This is a genomic window from Frondihabitans sp. PhB161, assembly GCF_003814635.1.
Lineage (GTDB): Bacteria > Actinomycetota > Actinomycetes > Actinomycetales > Microbacteriaceae > Frondihabitans.
This window is the reverse complement of the sequence record NZ_RKQW01000003.1, coordinates 352,420-366,831: the sequence shown is the minus strand read 5'-3', so window position 1 is coordinate 366,831 and position 14,412 is coordinate 352,420. Positions and strand designations below refer to the sequence as shown.

14 protein-coding genes are annotated in these 14,412 nt (G+C 66.6%); 13 read left to right on the top strand and 1 reads right to left on the bottom strand.

What is annotated here, in order from left to right; all coding sequences use genetic code 11:
* The first annotated feature begins 1 nt into the window (after position 1).
* The 13 genes from thrS to EDF39_RS13655 all read left to right on the top strand — a co-directional run bounded on the left by thrS (position 2) and on the right by EDF39_RS13655 (position 13,448).
* Positions 2 to 1,999: a threonine--tRNA ligase gene (gene thrS / locus EDF39_RS13715; protein WP_123943929.1), complete on the top strand. Its 1,998-nt coding sequence runs from the start codon at positions 2 to 4 to the stop codon at positions 1,997 to 1,999.
* Between the two features lie 2 nt (positions 2,000 to 2,001).
* Positions 2,002 to 2,571: an HIT domain-containing protein gene (locus EDF39_RS13710; RefSeq protein WP_233573130.1), complete on the top strand. Its 570-nt coding sequence runs from the start codon at positions 2,002 to 2,004 to the stop codon at positions 2,569 to 2,571.
* Positions 2,572 to 2,591: 20 nt separating this feature from the next.
* Positions 2,592 to 3,494: a pyridoxal 5'-phosphate synthase lyase subunit PdxS gene (pdxS, locus tag EDF39_RS13705; RefSeq protein WP_055958023.1), complete on the top strand. Its 903-nt coding sequence runs from the start codon at positions 2,592 to 2,594 to the stop codon at positions 3,492 to 3,494.
* Positions 3,484 to 4,122: a pyridoxal 5'-phosphate synthase glutaminase subunit PdxT gene (gene pdxT, locus EDF39_RS13700; RefSeq protein ID WP_233573129.1), complete on the top strand. Its 639-nt coding sequence runs from the start codon at positions 3,484 to 3,486 to the stop codon at positions 4,120 to 4,122. The genes pdxS and pdxT overlap by 11 nt, the downstream gene beginning before the upstream one ends.
* A gap of 75 nt (positions 4,123 to 4,197) precedes the next feature.
* Positions 4,198 to 4,959 carry a YebC/PmpR family DNA-binding transcriptional regulator gene (locus EDF39_RS13695; protein ID WP_055958016.1) on the top strand — a complete coding sequence of 254 codons (762 nt, stop codon included), beginning with the start codon at positions 4,198 to 4,200 and terminating at the stop codon, positions 4,957 to 4,959.
* Positions 4,960 to 5,007: 48 nt separating this feature from the next.
* Positions 5,008 to 5,628, top strand: coding sequence for a crossover junction endodeoxyribonuclease RuvC (ruvC, locus tag EDF39_RS13690; protein WP_055958013.1), 621 nt, complete (start codon positions 5,008 to 5,010; stop codon positions 5,626 to 5,628).
* Positions 5,625 to 6,236 (top strand): Holliday junction branch migration protein RuvA, encoded by a 612-nt coding sequence (gene ruvA / locus EDF39_RS13685; RefSeq protein WP_055958010.1) that lies wholly within the window; start codon positions 5,625 to 5,627, stop codon positions 6,234 to 6,236. The genes ruvC and ruvA overlap by 4 nt, the downstream gene beginning before the upstream one ends.
* 8 nt (positions 6,237 to 6,244) lie before the next feature.
* Complete coding sequence (ruvB, locus tag EDF39_RS13680; protein WP_123943927.1) at positions 6,245 to 7,267, top strand: Holliday junction branch migration DNA helicase RuvB; 1,023 nt, start codon at positions 6,245 to 6,247, stop codon at positions 7,265 to 7,267.
* 81 nt (positions 7,268 to 7,348) lie between these two features.
* The gene (yajC, locus tag EDF39_RS13675) at positions 7,349 to 7,777 is read left to right on the top strand and encodes a preprotein translocase subunit YajC (RefSeq protein ID WP_055958002.1); all 429 of its coding nucleotides are present in this window, start codon (positions 7,349 to 7,351) and stop codon (positions 7,775 to 7,777) included.
* 91 nt (positions 7,778 to 7,868) lie between these two features.
* Positions 7,869 to 9,683, top strand: a complete 1,815-nt coding sequence (gene secD / locus EDF39_RS13670; RefSeq protein ID WP_123943925.1) for a protein translocase subunit SecD — start codon at positions 7,869 to 7,871, stop codon at positions 9,681 to 9,683.
* Positions 9,683 to 10,663: a protein translocase subunit SecF gene (gene secF / locus EDF39_RS13665; RefSeq protein WP_055957999.1), complete on the top strand. Its 981-nt coding sequence runs from the start codon at positions 9,683 to 9,685 to the stop codon at positions 10,661 to 10,663. Before secD ends, secF begins: the two co-directional genes overlap by 1 nt.
* Positions 10,660 to 11,013: a rhodanese-like domain-containing protein gene (locus EDF39_RS13660; protein WP_123943923.1), complete on the top strand. Its 354-nt coding sequence runs from the start codon at positions 10,660 to 10,662 to the stop codon at positions 11,011 to 11,013. The genes secF and EDF39_RS13660 overlap by 4 nt, the downstream gene beginning before the upstream one ends.
* Before the next feature lie 113 nt (positions 11,014 to 11,126).
* Positions 11,127 to 13,448, top strand: coding sequence for a bifunctional (p)ppGpp synthetase/guanosine-3',5'-bis(diphosphate) 3'-pyrophosphohydrolase (locus EDF39_RS13655; protein ID WP_084815866.1), 2,322 nt, complete (start codon positions 11,127 to 11,129; stop codon positions 13,446 to 13,448).
* A 265-nt stretch (positions 13,449 to 13,713) separates the two neighbouring features.
* Here EDF39_RS13655 and EDF39_RS13650 read toward each other — a convergent pair whose 3' ends face one another.
* Entirely contained in the window at positions 13,714 to 14,238 is a 525-nt protein-coding gene (locus EDF39_RS13650) for a hypothetical protein (protein WP_123943921.1), read from the bottom strand.
* Positions 14,239 to 14,412: the final 174 nt, after the last annotated feature.

Here is a 14,412-nt window from a genome sequence, read left to right as displayed (position 1 = left end):
CGTGAGTAATCCCCTCGAACCGCGAGAGGTCACCGAGACGGCCACGGGTTTCGACCTGTTCCCCGACCGCAGCATCGTGGCGGTCCGCGTCGACGGCGCGCTGTTCGACATGGCCACGACCTTCGAGCCCGGCATCGTCGCCGAGCCGGTCTCGATCGACTCGCCGCAGGGTCTCGAAATCCTGCGTCACTCGACCGCGCACGTGATGGCGCAGGCCGTCCAGTCGATCAACCCGGAGGCGAAGCTCGGCATCGGCCCGCCCGTCACCGACGGGTTCTACTTCGACTTCGACGTCGCCGAGCCGTTCACTCCAGACGACCTCAAGGCCATCGAGAAGGTCATGGAGCGCATCGTCAAGGCGAACCAGCGCTTCGTGCGCCGCGTGGTCACCGAAGACGAGGCTCGCGAGCTGATGGCCAACGAGCCGTACAAGCTCGAACTGATCGGCCTCAAGGGCGGTGGAGGCCTCGACCAGGCCGCGGGCGATGCCGGAGAGGCGGTCGAGATCGGCGGCGCCGAGCTCACCGTGTACGACAACGTCGACGCGAAGACCGGCGACGTCCTCTGGCGCGACCTCTGCCGTGGCCCGCACCTGCCGTCGACGAGGCTCATCCAGAACGGCTGGAAGCTCATGCGGAACGCGGCCGCCTACTGGCGCGGCTCCGAGAAGAACAAGCAGCTGCAGCGCATCTACGGCACCGCCTGGGCCACGAAAGACGAGCTGCGCGAGCACCTCGCGCGCCTCGAGGAGGCGGCCAAGCGCGACCACCGCAAGCTCGGCGCCGAACTCGACCTCTTCTCGTTCCCCGACGAGCTCGGTTCCGGCCTAGCCGTCTTCCACCCCAAGGGCGGCATCATCCGCCGCGAGATGGAAGATTATTCGCGCAAGCGCCACGAGCAGGAGGGCTACGAGTTCGTCTACACGCCCCACATCACGAAGTCGAACCTGTACGAGACCTCCGGTCACCTCGACTGGTACAAAGACGGCATGTTCCCGGCGATGCACCTCGACGAGGCACGCAACGAGGAGGGCGAGATCGTCCGCCAGGGCGCCGACTACTACCTCAAGCCGATGAACTGCCCGATGCACATCCTCGTGTACCGCTCGCAGGGCCGGTCCTACCGCGACCTGCCCCTCCGTCTTTTCGAGTTCGGCACCGTGTACCGCAATGAGAAGTCGGGCGTCATCCACGGCCTCACGCGCGTCCGCGGCATGACGCAGGACGACGCGCACATCTTCACCACCCGCGAGGAGATGGCGAACGAGCTGAAGAACACGCTCGGGTTCGTGCTGTCGCTGCTCAAGGATTACGGTCTCAACGACTTCTACCTCGAGCTCTCGACGAAAGATCCTGAGAAGTACGTCGGCGACGACGCCACCTGGGAGGAGGCGACCGAGACCCTGGCCCAGGTCGCCCGCGAGACGGGGCTCGAGCTCGTGCCCGACCCTGCCGGCGCCGCGTTCTACGGCCCGAAGATCTCGGTGCAGGCCCGCGACGCGATCGGCCGCACCTGGCAGATGTCGACGGTGCAGCTCGACTTCAACCTTCCCGAACGCTTCGATCTCGACTACACGGCCACCGACGGCTCGCACCAGCGACCCGTGATGATCCACCGAGCCCTGTTCGGTTCCATCGAGCGCTTCTTCGGCGTGCTCACCGAGCACTACGCCGGGGCGTTCCCCGTGTGGCTCGCTCCCGTCCAGGTCGTCGGCATCCCCGTGGCCGACGAGTACGGCGACTACCTCGACAGCATCGGCGCCCAGCTCCGGGCCGCGGGCGTTCGGGTGCAGATCGACCACGGCAACGATCGGATGCCCAAGAAGATCCGCACGCACACGAAGGCCAAGGTGCCCTTCCAGCTCATCGCGGGCGAAGAAGATCGTGCCGCGGGCTCGGTGAGCTTCCGCTACCGCGACGGGTCGCAGGAGAACGGCATCCCGGTCGCCGACGCGATCGCCAAGATCGTCGAGGCCATCGAGACGAAGGCGCAGGTCTGACGGTGACCGACGCCGCGAACGAGCACGAGAACGCCGAGTCGTCCCGCTCGTTCGCGGCGGCGCCCGATGCCTTCCAACGTCTCTGGACGCCCCACCGGGCGGTCTACGTCGAGAACGGACCGGGCGGCAAGGGCGGGTGCCCGTTCTGCGAGGCCCCAGGGGAGTCCGACGAGAAAGCCCTCATCGTCGCGCGCGGCCAGCACGCTTTCGTCCTGCTCAACCTGTTCCCGTACAACCCGGGTCACCTGCTCGTCTGCCCCTACCGGCACATCGCGACCTACGACGAGGCGACTCCCGACGAGGTCGCCGAGATCGGTTCGCTGACTCAGATCGCCATGCGGGTGCTGACCGAGGTCTCGCACGCGCAGGGCTTCAACCTGGGCATGAACCAGGGCAGCGTGGGTGGCGCCGGAATCGCCGCGCACCTGCACCAGCACGTCGTGCCCCGCTACGCGGGCGACTCGAACTTCTTTCCGATCGTCGCCGAGACCAAAGCGGTCACCCACCTGCTCGGCGACGTGCGCGACGCGGTCTCTCGGGCTTGGCCTATGGGCCCGGACGCACCGGCGTGAACCCCGTAAGCTAGGCGATTATGAGCGACAGCACCCCCACCTCGACTACCGGATCCTCTCTCGTCAAGCGCGGCTTGGCCGACATGCTCAAGGGCGGCGTCATCATGGACGTCATCAATGTCGAGCAGGCCCGCATCGCCGAAGACGCCGGTGCCACCGCGGTCATGGCTCTCGAGCGTGTTCCCGCCGACATCCGTGCTCAGGGCGGCGTCGCTCGTATGTCCGACCCCGACATGATCGACGAGATCATCAAGGCCGTGAACATCCCGGTCATGGCGAAGGCCCGCATCGGCCACTTCGTCGAGGCGCAGATCCTCGAGACGCTCGGCGTCGACTACATCGACGAGTCCGAGGTGCTGAGCCCCGCCGATTACGTCAACCACATCGACAAGTGGAAGTTCACCGTTCCCTTCGTCTGCGGCGCCACCAACCTCGGCGAGGCGCTCCGTCGCATCACCGAGGGCGCCGCGATGATCCGCTCCAAGGGCGAGGCCGGCACCGGCGACGTCTCCGAGGCGACCAAGCACATCCGCACCATCACGAAAGAAATCGCGGCCCTCCGCCACCTTCGCGAAGACGAGCTCTACGTCGCCGCGAAAGAGCTGCAGGCTCCGATCGAGACCGTGCGCGAGGTCGCAGCTACCGGCAAGCTCCCCGTCGTCCTCTTCACCGCCGGCGGCGTGGCCACCCCCGCCGACGCGGCGCTGATGATGCAGCTCGGTGCCGACGGCGTCTTCGTCGGATCCGGCATCTTCAAGTCGGGCGACCCGGCGGCGCGCGCCGCCGCCATCGTCAAGGCGACCACGTTCTTCGACGACGCCAGGGTCGTGGCCGAGGCCTCTCGCGGTCTGGGCGAAGCCATGGTCGGCATCAACGTCGCCGACATCCCCGCACCCCACCGCCTCGCCGAGCGTGGCTGGTAGCGCGGGCGTCCACACCACGGTGACACACGAAGGATCCCCACTCACGATCGGCGTCCTGGCCCTCCAGGGTGACTTCCGCGAGCATCTGCACGTCGTCTCGTCGCTCGGCGAGAAGGCGGTGACCGTCCGGCGTGCCGCCGAACTCGACGAGATCGACGGCCTGATCATCCCCGGCGGTGAATCCAGCGTCATGGACAAGCTCTCGCGCACGTTCGAGCTTGCCGAGCCGTTGAAAGCGGCGATCGCCTCGGGGCTGCCCGTCTACGGGACGTGCGCCGGTCTGATCATGCTGGCCGACCGGATCCTCGACGGGATGGCCGGGCAGCAGACCCTCGGGGGCCTCGACGTGTCCGTGCGGCGCAATGCTTTCGGCTCGCAGCGCGACTCGTTCGAAGAAGACCTCGACGTGCCGGTGCTCGACGGAGAGCCGGTGCACGCGGTCTTCATCCGCGCTCCGGTGGTCGACGAGGTCGGCCCCCTTGCGAGCCCGCTCGGCACTCTGGCGGACGGCCGCGTCGTCGCCGTCGAGCAGGGCAACCTGCTCGGAACGTCGTTCCACCCGGAGATGACTCACGACTACCGCTTTCACGAGTACTTCGTCGAGAAGGTGCGTGCTCGCCGCGCCTGACGAGGGCGGCCGTTACACTTATCGAGATTTTCGTGTCGAGAAGACACGGCAGCAAAAGTAAGCGAAGGAGCCACCGTGTCCGGCCACTCTAAATGGGCAACAACCAAGCACCAGAAGGCCGTCGTCGACGGTCGCCGCGCGAAGTCGTTCGCGAAGCTGATCAAGAACATCGAGGTCGCGGCCAAGATGGGCGGGGCCGACTTCGAAGGCAACCCGACCCTCGTCGACGCCGTCCAGAAGGCCAAGAAGACCTCCGTCCCCAAAGACAACATCGACCGCGCCGTCAAGCGCGGTGCCGGCCTCACTGGTGACGCCGTCGACTACCAGACGATCATCTACGAGGGCTACGCCGCCAACGGCATCGCGCTCATGATCGAGTGCCTCACCGACAACAAGAACCGCGCGGCCGCCAACGTCCGCACCGTCATGTCGCGCAACGGCGGCACGATGGCCGACCCGGGCAGCGTGGCCTACAACTTCGCCCGCAAGGGCGTCATCACGGTGATGAAGTCGGGCGATCTGACCGAAGACGACGTGATGGGCGCCGTACTCGACGCCGGTGCCGAAGACGTCATCGACCAGGGTGCTGGCTTCGAGATCCAGACCGACCCCAGCGACCTCGTTCCCACGCGCACCGCTCTCCAGGAGGCGGGCATCGACTACGACGCCGCCGACATCGAGTTCGTGCCCGGCCTTAAGGTCGAGGCTGACGCCGAGACCGCTCGCAAGGTGTTCCGTCTCATCGACGCCCTCGACGACGATGACGACGTGCAGAACGTCTACAGCAACATCGACGTGACGGCCGACGTGCAGGCCGAGCTCGACGACGACGAATAAGCGGGCGACGATCGTGGTGAGCCCGGGCGTGCGAACGACCGGGCTCCGATGACCCTTCGTGTGCTGGGGGTCGACCCCGGCCTCACCCGCTGCGGTGTCGGCATCGTCGAGGTCGCCGCGAATCGCGTCCCGAAGCTCGTTTCCGTCCACACGATCCGGTCGGCCGCCGACGCTCCACTCGAGCAGAGGCTGATGATCATCGGCCGTGGCATCGAGGCACTCGTCGATGAGTTCCGCCCCGACGCGATGGCAATTGAGCGCGTCTTCGCGCAGAACAACGTGCGCACGGTGATGGGCACCGCGCAGGTAAGCGGACTCGCCCTGCGCGCCGCCGCCGAACGCGGCATCCCGGTAGCCCTGCACACACCGTCCGAGGTAAAGGCGGCCGTGACCGGCTACGGCTCGGCCGACAAGAAGCAGGTCGGCGCCATGGTGGCCCGGCTGCTCGGCCTCGACGAGGTGCCGAAGCCCGCCGACGCGGCCGACGCGCTGGCGCTGGCGATCTGCCATGCGTGGCGCCGAAACGCCCCGGGAGCAAGCACGCCCGCCGGATCCTCGTCGCTTTCCCGTCTTTCTGCGACCACGCCCACCCCGGGCGCACTCACTCCGGCTCAGCGTGCGTGGCGTGACGCCGAGAAGTCGATGCGCGCTCCTAGGCTGAAGGGATGATCTCCAGCCTCCGCGGTTCCGTCGCCGCCGCATCCGGTTCGACCGTGGTGATCGAGGTCGGGGGAGTGGGGCTCAAGGTCTCGGTCACGCCGCAGCTTGCGCTCTCCCTCCCCATCGGCTCGAATACCCACCTCTTCACGACGCTGATCGTGCGCGAAGACGACCTAGCGCTCTTCGGCTTCACGACTCCCGACGAGCTCGAGATCTTCGACCTGCTTCGCGGCGTCACCGGCGTCGGCCCGAAGTCGGCCCTCGGCGTGCTGGGCCACCTCACGCCCACCCAGATCGCCTCCGCCGTCGCCACCGAAGACGACGCGGCGTTCCGTCGAGTCTCAGGAATCGGTCCCAAGACGGCGAAGCTCATCGTCGTGCAGCTCACCGGCAAGCTCGACGTGCGCATGCAGGCGCCGACCGTCACGGCAAAATCGACCACCGCCTCCGACGTGCTGATCGCCCTCATCGGCCTCGGCTGGTCGGAGCGCGACGCGCAAGCCGCGATCGACGACGTGGTCGACACGGCCGACGCCTCGGTGACGACCGCCGTGCCCGCGCTGCTCCGCGCCGCCCTCACCCGCCTCGGGCCGCAGCGCTCCGGCGCCGGTCGCTGAGCGCCCGCATGAGCGACGATCTCACTCGCCCCGATCTCGAGAACGATGCCGAGCTCGCCTTCGAGGGCGCCCTCCGGCCGAAGTCGCTGACCGAATTCGTCGGGCAGTCGAAGGTGCGCGGCCAGCTCGAGCTGCTGCTCCGCGCGGCGGCCATACAGGGGCGCACCCCCGACCACATCCTGCTGGCCGGCCCGCCCGGTCTGGGCAAGACGACGCTGGCGATGATCGTCGCGCACGAGAGCAACCGCCCGCTGCGCATGTCGAGCGGCCCCGCCATCCAGCACGCCGGCGATCTGGCAGCGGTTCTGTCGTCGCTCGTGCCCGGCGAAGTGTTGTTCATCGACGAGATCCATCGAATGACAAGGGCAGCGGAAGAGATGCTGTACCTCGCCATGGAGGATTACCGCATCGACATCATGGTCGGCAAAGGGGCCGGGGCGACCAGCATTCCGCTCGAACTCTCGCCTTTCACACTCGTCGGCGCGACGACGCGATCCGGGCTGCTGCCGAACCCGCTGCGCGACCGCTTCGGATTCACGGCGCACCTCGAGTTCTATGACGAATCCGAGCTCGAAGAGGTCATCCGCCGGGCCGCGTCGCTGCTCGAGATCGACATCGAGGGCGTGGCTCTCCGCGAGATCGCGGGTCGCAGTCGAGGCACCCCGCGCATCGCGAACCGCCTGCTCCGTCGCGTCCGCGACTTCGCCCTGGTGCACGGCCAGCGCGCCGACCTCGGTACTGTCCGAGGCGCCCTCGACCTCTACGACGTCGACGCCCTCGGCCTCGACCGGCTCGACCGGGCCGTCCTCGAGACGATCCTCACTCGCTTCGACGGGGGCCCTGTCGGGTTGAACACGCTCGCCGTGTCGGTCGGCGAAGAGGCCGACACGATCGAATCCGTCGTCGAACCCTTCCTGGTGCGAGTGGGGCTGCTCACCCGATCGCCGCGGGGAAGGATCGCCACGCCTGAGGCCTGGCGGCACTTCGGCCTCGCCCGGCAGTCAGAGGGGCTTTTTGGTGATGGCCTATAATCGCCGGAGGCTTCTCAGCGGTCGTGTCTGAACTCACGCGACGACAACCACCTCATCTCACCACGCGAAAGAAGAAATTTCATGGATGCACCTACCGCGATCATGCTCGTCCTCCTGGTGGTGTTGATCTTCTTCATCTTCCGCAACCGCCGCAAGCGCCAGAACGAGCAGGCCGAACTCCAGACCAAGATGGTCCCCGGCGTTGAGCTCATGCTGACGTTCGGCATCTACGGCACGCTCGTGTCGATCGACGACGCCGAGAACGTCGCCGAGGTCGAGATTGCGCCCGGCACCATCATCAAGGTGCACCGCCAGACCCTCGGCCGCATCGTCGAGCCCGTGGTGGCCGAGGTTCCCGCGACTGAGACCGGCATCGTCGGATCCTCGTCCGACCAGCCCCGCTACAGCCTCAACAAAGACACCGCAATCACCTCGAACGAGCCCTCGTTCGGAGAGCGCGTCGACCCGAACACCGACGGAACGCCGTCGACCGGCACCGACAAGTCCTGATCCGTCTCGATCCCGGCCGTTCGGCCGGATCCCCACCCGATGAGGGCTCGCCTCGGCACGCCCTCTTCGCATGAGAAAGCAGAGTTCCTCCGTGGCACGATCGACGCCCGCGAAGAAGGCCCTTCGCTCCCTGACCTGGCTGCTGGTGATCATCGCCGCCATCACAGCCCTCAACGGGGCGGCGACGATCTTGCACAAGACGACGGGCGACGACACGGGGTGGTGGGGCAACGCCAGCTTCGTTCCCGAGCTCGCGCTCGACCTCCAGGGCGGCACGCAGATCACCCTCCAGGCACAGCTCCAGAGCGGTGCCACGGTCTCGTCCGACCAGCTGAACCAGGCCGTGTCGATCATTCGTCAGCGCATCAACGCGAACGGTGTGACCGAGGCCGAGATCAACACTCAGGGGCGCAACAACATCGTCGTGTCGCTGCCCGGCAAGCCGAGCGAAGAGCAGCTGAACCGCATCGAGTCCGCTGCTCGCCTCACGTTCCGTCCCGTCCTCTACACCGAGGCCGCGACCGCCAGCTCGGTCGGGGCCTCAGCGTCGGCCACGCCGTACACGCCGAGCAAGACACTCGATGCGAACCCGACCGCGAAGCCGACCGACGCCTCTGACGTCAGCTGGATCTCGGAGCGTCTCGCCGACCTCTACACGAACTACAACTGCGCCGCTCCCGACGACGTGACGAACGCCCCCGACGACGAGCCGCTGGTCACTTGCTCCACCGACGACAGCGGTCAGGTCTCGAAGTTCATCCTCGGCCCCGTCGAGGTCGAAGGCTCGACGATCAGCGACGCGACGTCGGGCCTCGCCACTAACTCGCAGGGCAACAGCACCGGCCAGTGGGCAGTCAACATCGACTTCAATGGCAAGGGCACGACGGAGTTCAAGAACGTCACCAGCCGTCTTGTCTCGTTGACCGCACCGCGCAACCAGTTCGCGATCGTGCTCGACGGATCCGTCATCACCGCCCCGTCGACCAACTCGGCGATCACCGACGGCTCGGCCCAGATCACCGGTAACTTCACCTCCGACTCCGCGAAGACCCTGGCCGACCAGCTCAAATTCGGCGCCCTCCCGATCAACTTCGAGGTCCAGAGCAACGAGGTCATCTCGGCAACGCTCGGCACGACCCAGCTCCTCTCCGGCCTGATCGCCGGTCTGATCGGCCTCATCCTGGTCATCATCTACTCGGTGATCCAATACCGGGCACTGGCCTTCGTGACCGTCCTCTCGCTCGCGATCTCCGGTGTTATCACCTATCTCACGATCGACTTCCTCTCCTGGCACGACGGCTACCGCCTGTCGCTGGCCGGTGTGGCGGGCCTCATCGTGGCCATCGGTATCACCGCCGACTCGTTCATCGTCTACTTCGAGCGCATCCGAGACGAGCTTCGAGACGGCAGGCCTCTCGAGTCGGCCGTCGAGCACGGCTGGAAGCGCGCGATCCGCACGATCCTCGCGTCCGACACGGTCAACTTCCTTGCCGCCGTCACCCTCTACATCCTCGCGGTCGGCAACGTGAAGGGTTTCGCTCTCACCCTGCTGCTGACCACCCTCATCGACGTCATCGTTGTGGTGCTGTTCACCCACCCGATGCTGCGCCTGCTCGCCGGCACCCGCTACTTCGGCGGCGGCCACAAGTTCAGCGGGCTCGATCCCAATGCCCTCGGTGCCGTCTACCGCGGTCGTGCGCACTTCCGCGAGCCCCTCGCAGCGGGTCGCAAGCGCGCCGGCGGCAAGGAGGCAGAGAAGCGTCAGACGATCGCCGAGCGCCGCAGGGCCGAGGCGGACGACACGGCGCCGACGAACGGCACCGGCCCCACTAGCGGCACCGGGCCGACCAACGGCACCGCACCCACGAACGACCAGTCCGGCACCACGTCCGAGAAGGATTCCTGATGGCCAGCTTCTCCCAGTTCGGTAACGACCTCTACACGGGGGCTCGTTCGGTCAATATCGTCGGCCGACGCAAGATCTGGTACGGCATCGCGATCATCCTGGTGCTCGCGTCCGTGCTCATCCCGCTCGCGCGTGGCGGCTTCCAGTTCAGCATCGACTTCACCGGCGGCTCCGAGTACCAGATCTCGGGGGTTACCGACCCCAAGCAAGAGACCGCCATCGATACCGTGACGGCATTTAAATCCGACGCCACACCCCTCGTCTCGATCGTCGGCGGTGACATCGTCCGCGTGCAGGTGAACGAGTTGACTACGCGTCAGACAGACGCCCTCGGCCTCGACCTCGCCAAGGCGTACGACGTGCCCGAGAAGAACGTCGCAACAAGCTTCATCGGCGCCACCTGGGGTGGCGACATCACGACACAGGCCATCCGCGGGCTCGTGATCTTCCTCATCCTGGCCGCGATCTTCATGACCATCTACTTCCGCACCTGGAAGATGGCGGCGGCCGCGATGATCTCGCTCATCCACGACCTGGTGATCACGGCGGGCGTCTACGGCATCCTCGGCTTCCAGGTCTCGCCGGCGGCGGTGATCGGGTTCCTGACGATCCTCGGCTACTCGCTCTACGACACGGTCGTCGTCTTCGACAAGATTCGCGAGAACAACTCCGAAGACAAGAACGGCTCGTCTCGCACCTTCGGCGAATCGGTCAACCTCGCGGTCAACCAGACGCTCGTCCGCTCGATCAACACCTCGGTCGTCGCCCTGCTGCCCGTGGCAGCAATCCTCTTCATCGGATCGGTTCTGCTCGGTGCGGGCACCCTGCGCGACATCTCCCTGTCGCTGTTCATCGGGATCCTGGTCGGCACCTACTCCACGATCTTCATCGCGGCGCCGGTCTACGCACAGATCCGAGGTCACGAGACGCTGATCAAGAAGTCCGACGAGAAGAAGGCGAAAGCCGAGGTCACCGCATGACAACCGAAGGATCCGCCCAGCGCACTGAGATCGATGCCGCGGAGGCTGTCAGCGCTGTCGAGAACGGCGCCTACCTCCTCGACGTGCGCGAGCAGCACGAGTGGGATGCCGGCCATGCTCCCGGCGCGCACCTGCTGCCGATGTCCGAGATCGGCGTCCGCGTGTCGGAGGTCCCCGACAACCGCGAGATCCTCGTCGTCTGCCATCTCGGCGGTCGTTCCGCCCAGGTGACCAACGCCCTCCGTCAGAACGGCTACGACGCCGTCAACGTGCTCGGCGGCATGGTGGCCTGGCAGCACGCCGAGGGCGAACTGACGAGCGAGAACGGTGCCGAGCCGTCAGTCGGCTGACCTCGACCGACTATCCTGAACAGATGCGGTAGTCGGGCGAGAGCTTTCGTGACCGGGTCCGCTAGCTGAACAGATGCACTGCTGAACATATGCACTGACGAGAGTGGGCGCTGATGACGACAGAGATCTCTACGACCGAGTCTCCCGCGCCCGGCGATCCGGGCCGCCCGGGTTCAGCGCCGCAGGGTGGGGGAGCCTCCACGGCCTCACTGCGCACTCTGCTGCCCCGCCTCTTCTCGCGGAGTCAGCCGGCGGGTGCCGTCGACCGGCTCATCAAGACGGTCCGCATGCATCACCCCAAGGCCGACCTCTCGATTATCGAACACGCCTACACGGTTGCCGAGCGCGCCCACACCGGTCAGTTCCGCAAGAGCGGTGAGCCGTACATCACCCACCCGGTGGCAGTCGCTCAGATTCTGGCCGACCTCGGCATCGGTGCGAAGACGATCGCGGCGGCCCTGCTGCACGACACCGTCGAAGACACCGATTACACGCTCGACATGCTGCGTCGCGACTTCGGTGACGAGATCACCATGCTCGTCGATGGCGTCACCAAGCTCGACAAGCTCAAGTACGGCGACAGCGCTCAGGCCGAGACCGTCCGCAAGATGGTCGTCGCGATGTCGAAAGACATCCGCGTGCTCGTCATCAAACTCGCCGACCGCCTTCACAACGCGCGCACCTGGGGTTTCGTCGAATCCTCGTCGGCCAGCCGCAAGGCGACCGAGACGCTCGAGATCTACGCTCCGTTGGCCCACCGCCTCGGAATCCAGACGATCAAGTGGGAGCTCGAAGACCTCAGCTTCGCGGTGCTCCACCCCAAGCTCTACGTCGAGATCGACAGTCTGGTCAAGCAGCGGACCCCGCAGCGCGAGCAGTTCGTGCAGAACGTCATCAACGCGGTCAAGAGCGACCTCAAGTCGTCGAAGATCCGCGGCGACGTCGTCGGCCGACCGAAGCAGTACTACTCGATCTACCAGAAGATGATCGTGCGCGGTCGCGAGTTCGACGAGATCTACGACCTGGTCGGCATCCGCGTGCTGGTGAACTCGCTCCGCGACTGTTACGCGGTACTCGGCTCGATCCACGCGCGCTGGAACCCGATCCCCGGTCGCTTCAAGGACTACATCGCGACCCCGAAGTTCAACCTGTACCAGTCCCTGCACACGACCGTGATCGGACCCAAGGGCCGTCCGGTCGAGATCCAGATCCGCACCCACGAGATGCACCAGCGTGCCGAGTTCGGTGTGGCCGCCCACTGGAAGTACAAGCAGCGGATGAACGGCGGCCGCGACAACCTGAGCGACCCCAAGACCGAGACCGACATGGCGTGGCTCGCCCACATCTCCGACTGGCAGGCCGAGACCGCCGACCCGGGGGAGTTCCTCGACAGCCTCCGCTTCGAGATCGGGGCGAAAGAGGTCTACGTCTTCACGCCGCAGGGCAAGGTCATCGGCCTGCCCTCGGGAGCGACGCCCGTCGACTTCGCCTACGCCGTGCACACCGAGGTCGGGCACCGCACGATGGGGGCCAAGGTCAACGGCCGCCTGGTGCCCCTCGAGTCGACCCTCACGTCGGGCGACGTGGTCGAGGTCTTCACTTCGAAGAATCCCGACTCGGGCCCCTCCCAAGACTGGCTCGCCTTCGTCAAGAGCCCGCGTGCCCGCAACAAGATCAAGCAGTGGTTCACGAAAGAGCGCCGCGACGAGGCGGTCGAGCAGGGCAAAGACGCCATTGCGAGAGCGATGCGCAAGCAGAACCTTCCGCTCCAGAAGCTCATGAGTCAAGACTCGATCGCCGAGGTCGCGGCGACGATGCGCTACGACGACATCACGGCTCTGTACGCCGCTGTCGGCGAGGGGCACATCTCGACGCAGTCGGTGATCGAGAAGATCCTGTCCGCCGTGCAGACGCAGACCGACGACGACACCGATCTCGACCTCGAGTTCCCGTCGAAGGGTCGTCAGCGACCCCTGCGCAACAGCGACTCGGGCGTGCTCGTGCGGGGCGCACCCGACATTCTCGTCAAGCTCGCCAAGTGCTGCACCCCGGTGCCCGGCGACCAGATCGTGGGCTTCATCACCCGTGGTCAGGGTGTCAGCGTCCACCAGGCCTCCTGCCACAACGTGCAGAGCCTGATGAACGAGCCCGAGCGAATGATCGAAGTCTCGTGGGCGCCCTCCTCCAAGAGCGTGTTCCTCGTGCAGATCCAGATCGAGGCGCTCGATCGGTCGGGCCTCCTCTCCGACGTCACGCGGGTGCTCTCGGAGCATCACGTGAACATCCTGTCGGCAACGGTCTCGACCTCGTCCGAGCGTCTGGCCCTCAGCCGGTTCGTGTTCGAGATGGGCGACACCACCCACCTCGACCGGGTGCTGAATGCGGTTAGGCGGATCGACGCGGTCTACGACGTCTATCGCGTCAGCGGGGGTTGAGCGAGCGCGGTGTCGCGGATCCTTGGGCTCACTGGGTCTTGGGCTCGCGGGCTCTTGGGCTCGTAGGGTCTTGGGCTCCTGAACTAAGGAGTCGCGCTCCCCGACGAAGGAGTAGCAGGCCTCTGATGCACGTCAGTCAGGAGCCTTGGGCCTCGGCACTTCTTTGTTCAGGATCCGCGCCCGACCGTTCCTGAATTCAGGCACAGTCGCGGCCCGCCGTCAGGCTCAGTCGCGGCCCGCCGTCAGGCACAGTCGCGGCCCGCCGTCAGGCACAGTCGCGGCGCACGGTGAGGCCCAGCCCGCCGAGCCGATCCTCCGCTCGCCGCCGGTACGGCAGATGCGTCGATCGCGAGAGCACGGCGCGGATGTCGTTTGCGGTCAGGTGGTGCTCTTCAGCGAGCCGACGGGCCGCAAGCGCCACCCGGGCGTCCCACACGTCGGCGCGCGCGAGGTCGACGAGCGTGCGAGCCGGCGTGGTCACCCGGATCGGCCCGAAGTCGACGATCTCGTCAGCGAAGTCGCGCACCCGATGCCCGTGCGTCAAGACCTCCGCCTCCCACGGCGCTTCGGCAATTGCGCCCCAGACCCAGGCCGCCGTCAGGCGCACCGCGACCGCTGCCGGAGTCACTCGCGGCGCGAGCGCCAGCGCCCGCCGCCACGGAACATCGAATTCGGCGATCGAGCAGAACGCCCGGTCGAGGGGAAACACGTCTCCGTCGAGGGCGGCGGCCTGTAACTCGACGAAGGGGAGCTCAGCGGTGGTGAGAACGGACGGAAGCGAGGTGGTCATGGCTCCAGCCTCGACGAACGAGACGACGAGGATCCGCGGCAACCCCGATCTGTGGAGAGCCGCTGGCCGCCCCGGCGCGGTGGAGGCCCGGCCCGCGCGCCCGCCGAGTCGCCCACGACGGCCCGATCGGCACAGACCCTTCAAGACGGCATAGACCCCTGAAGACGGCGCAGA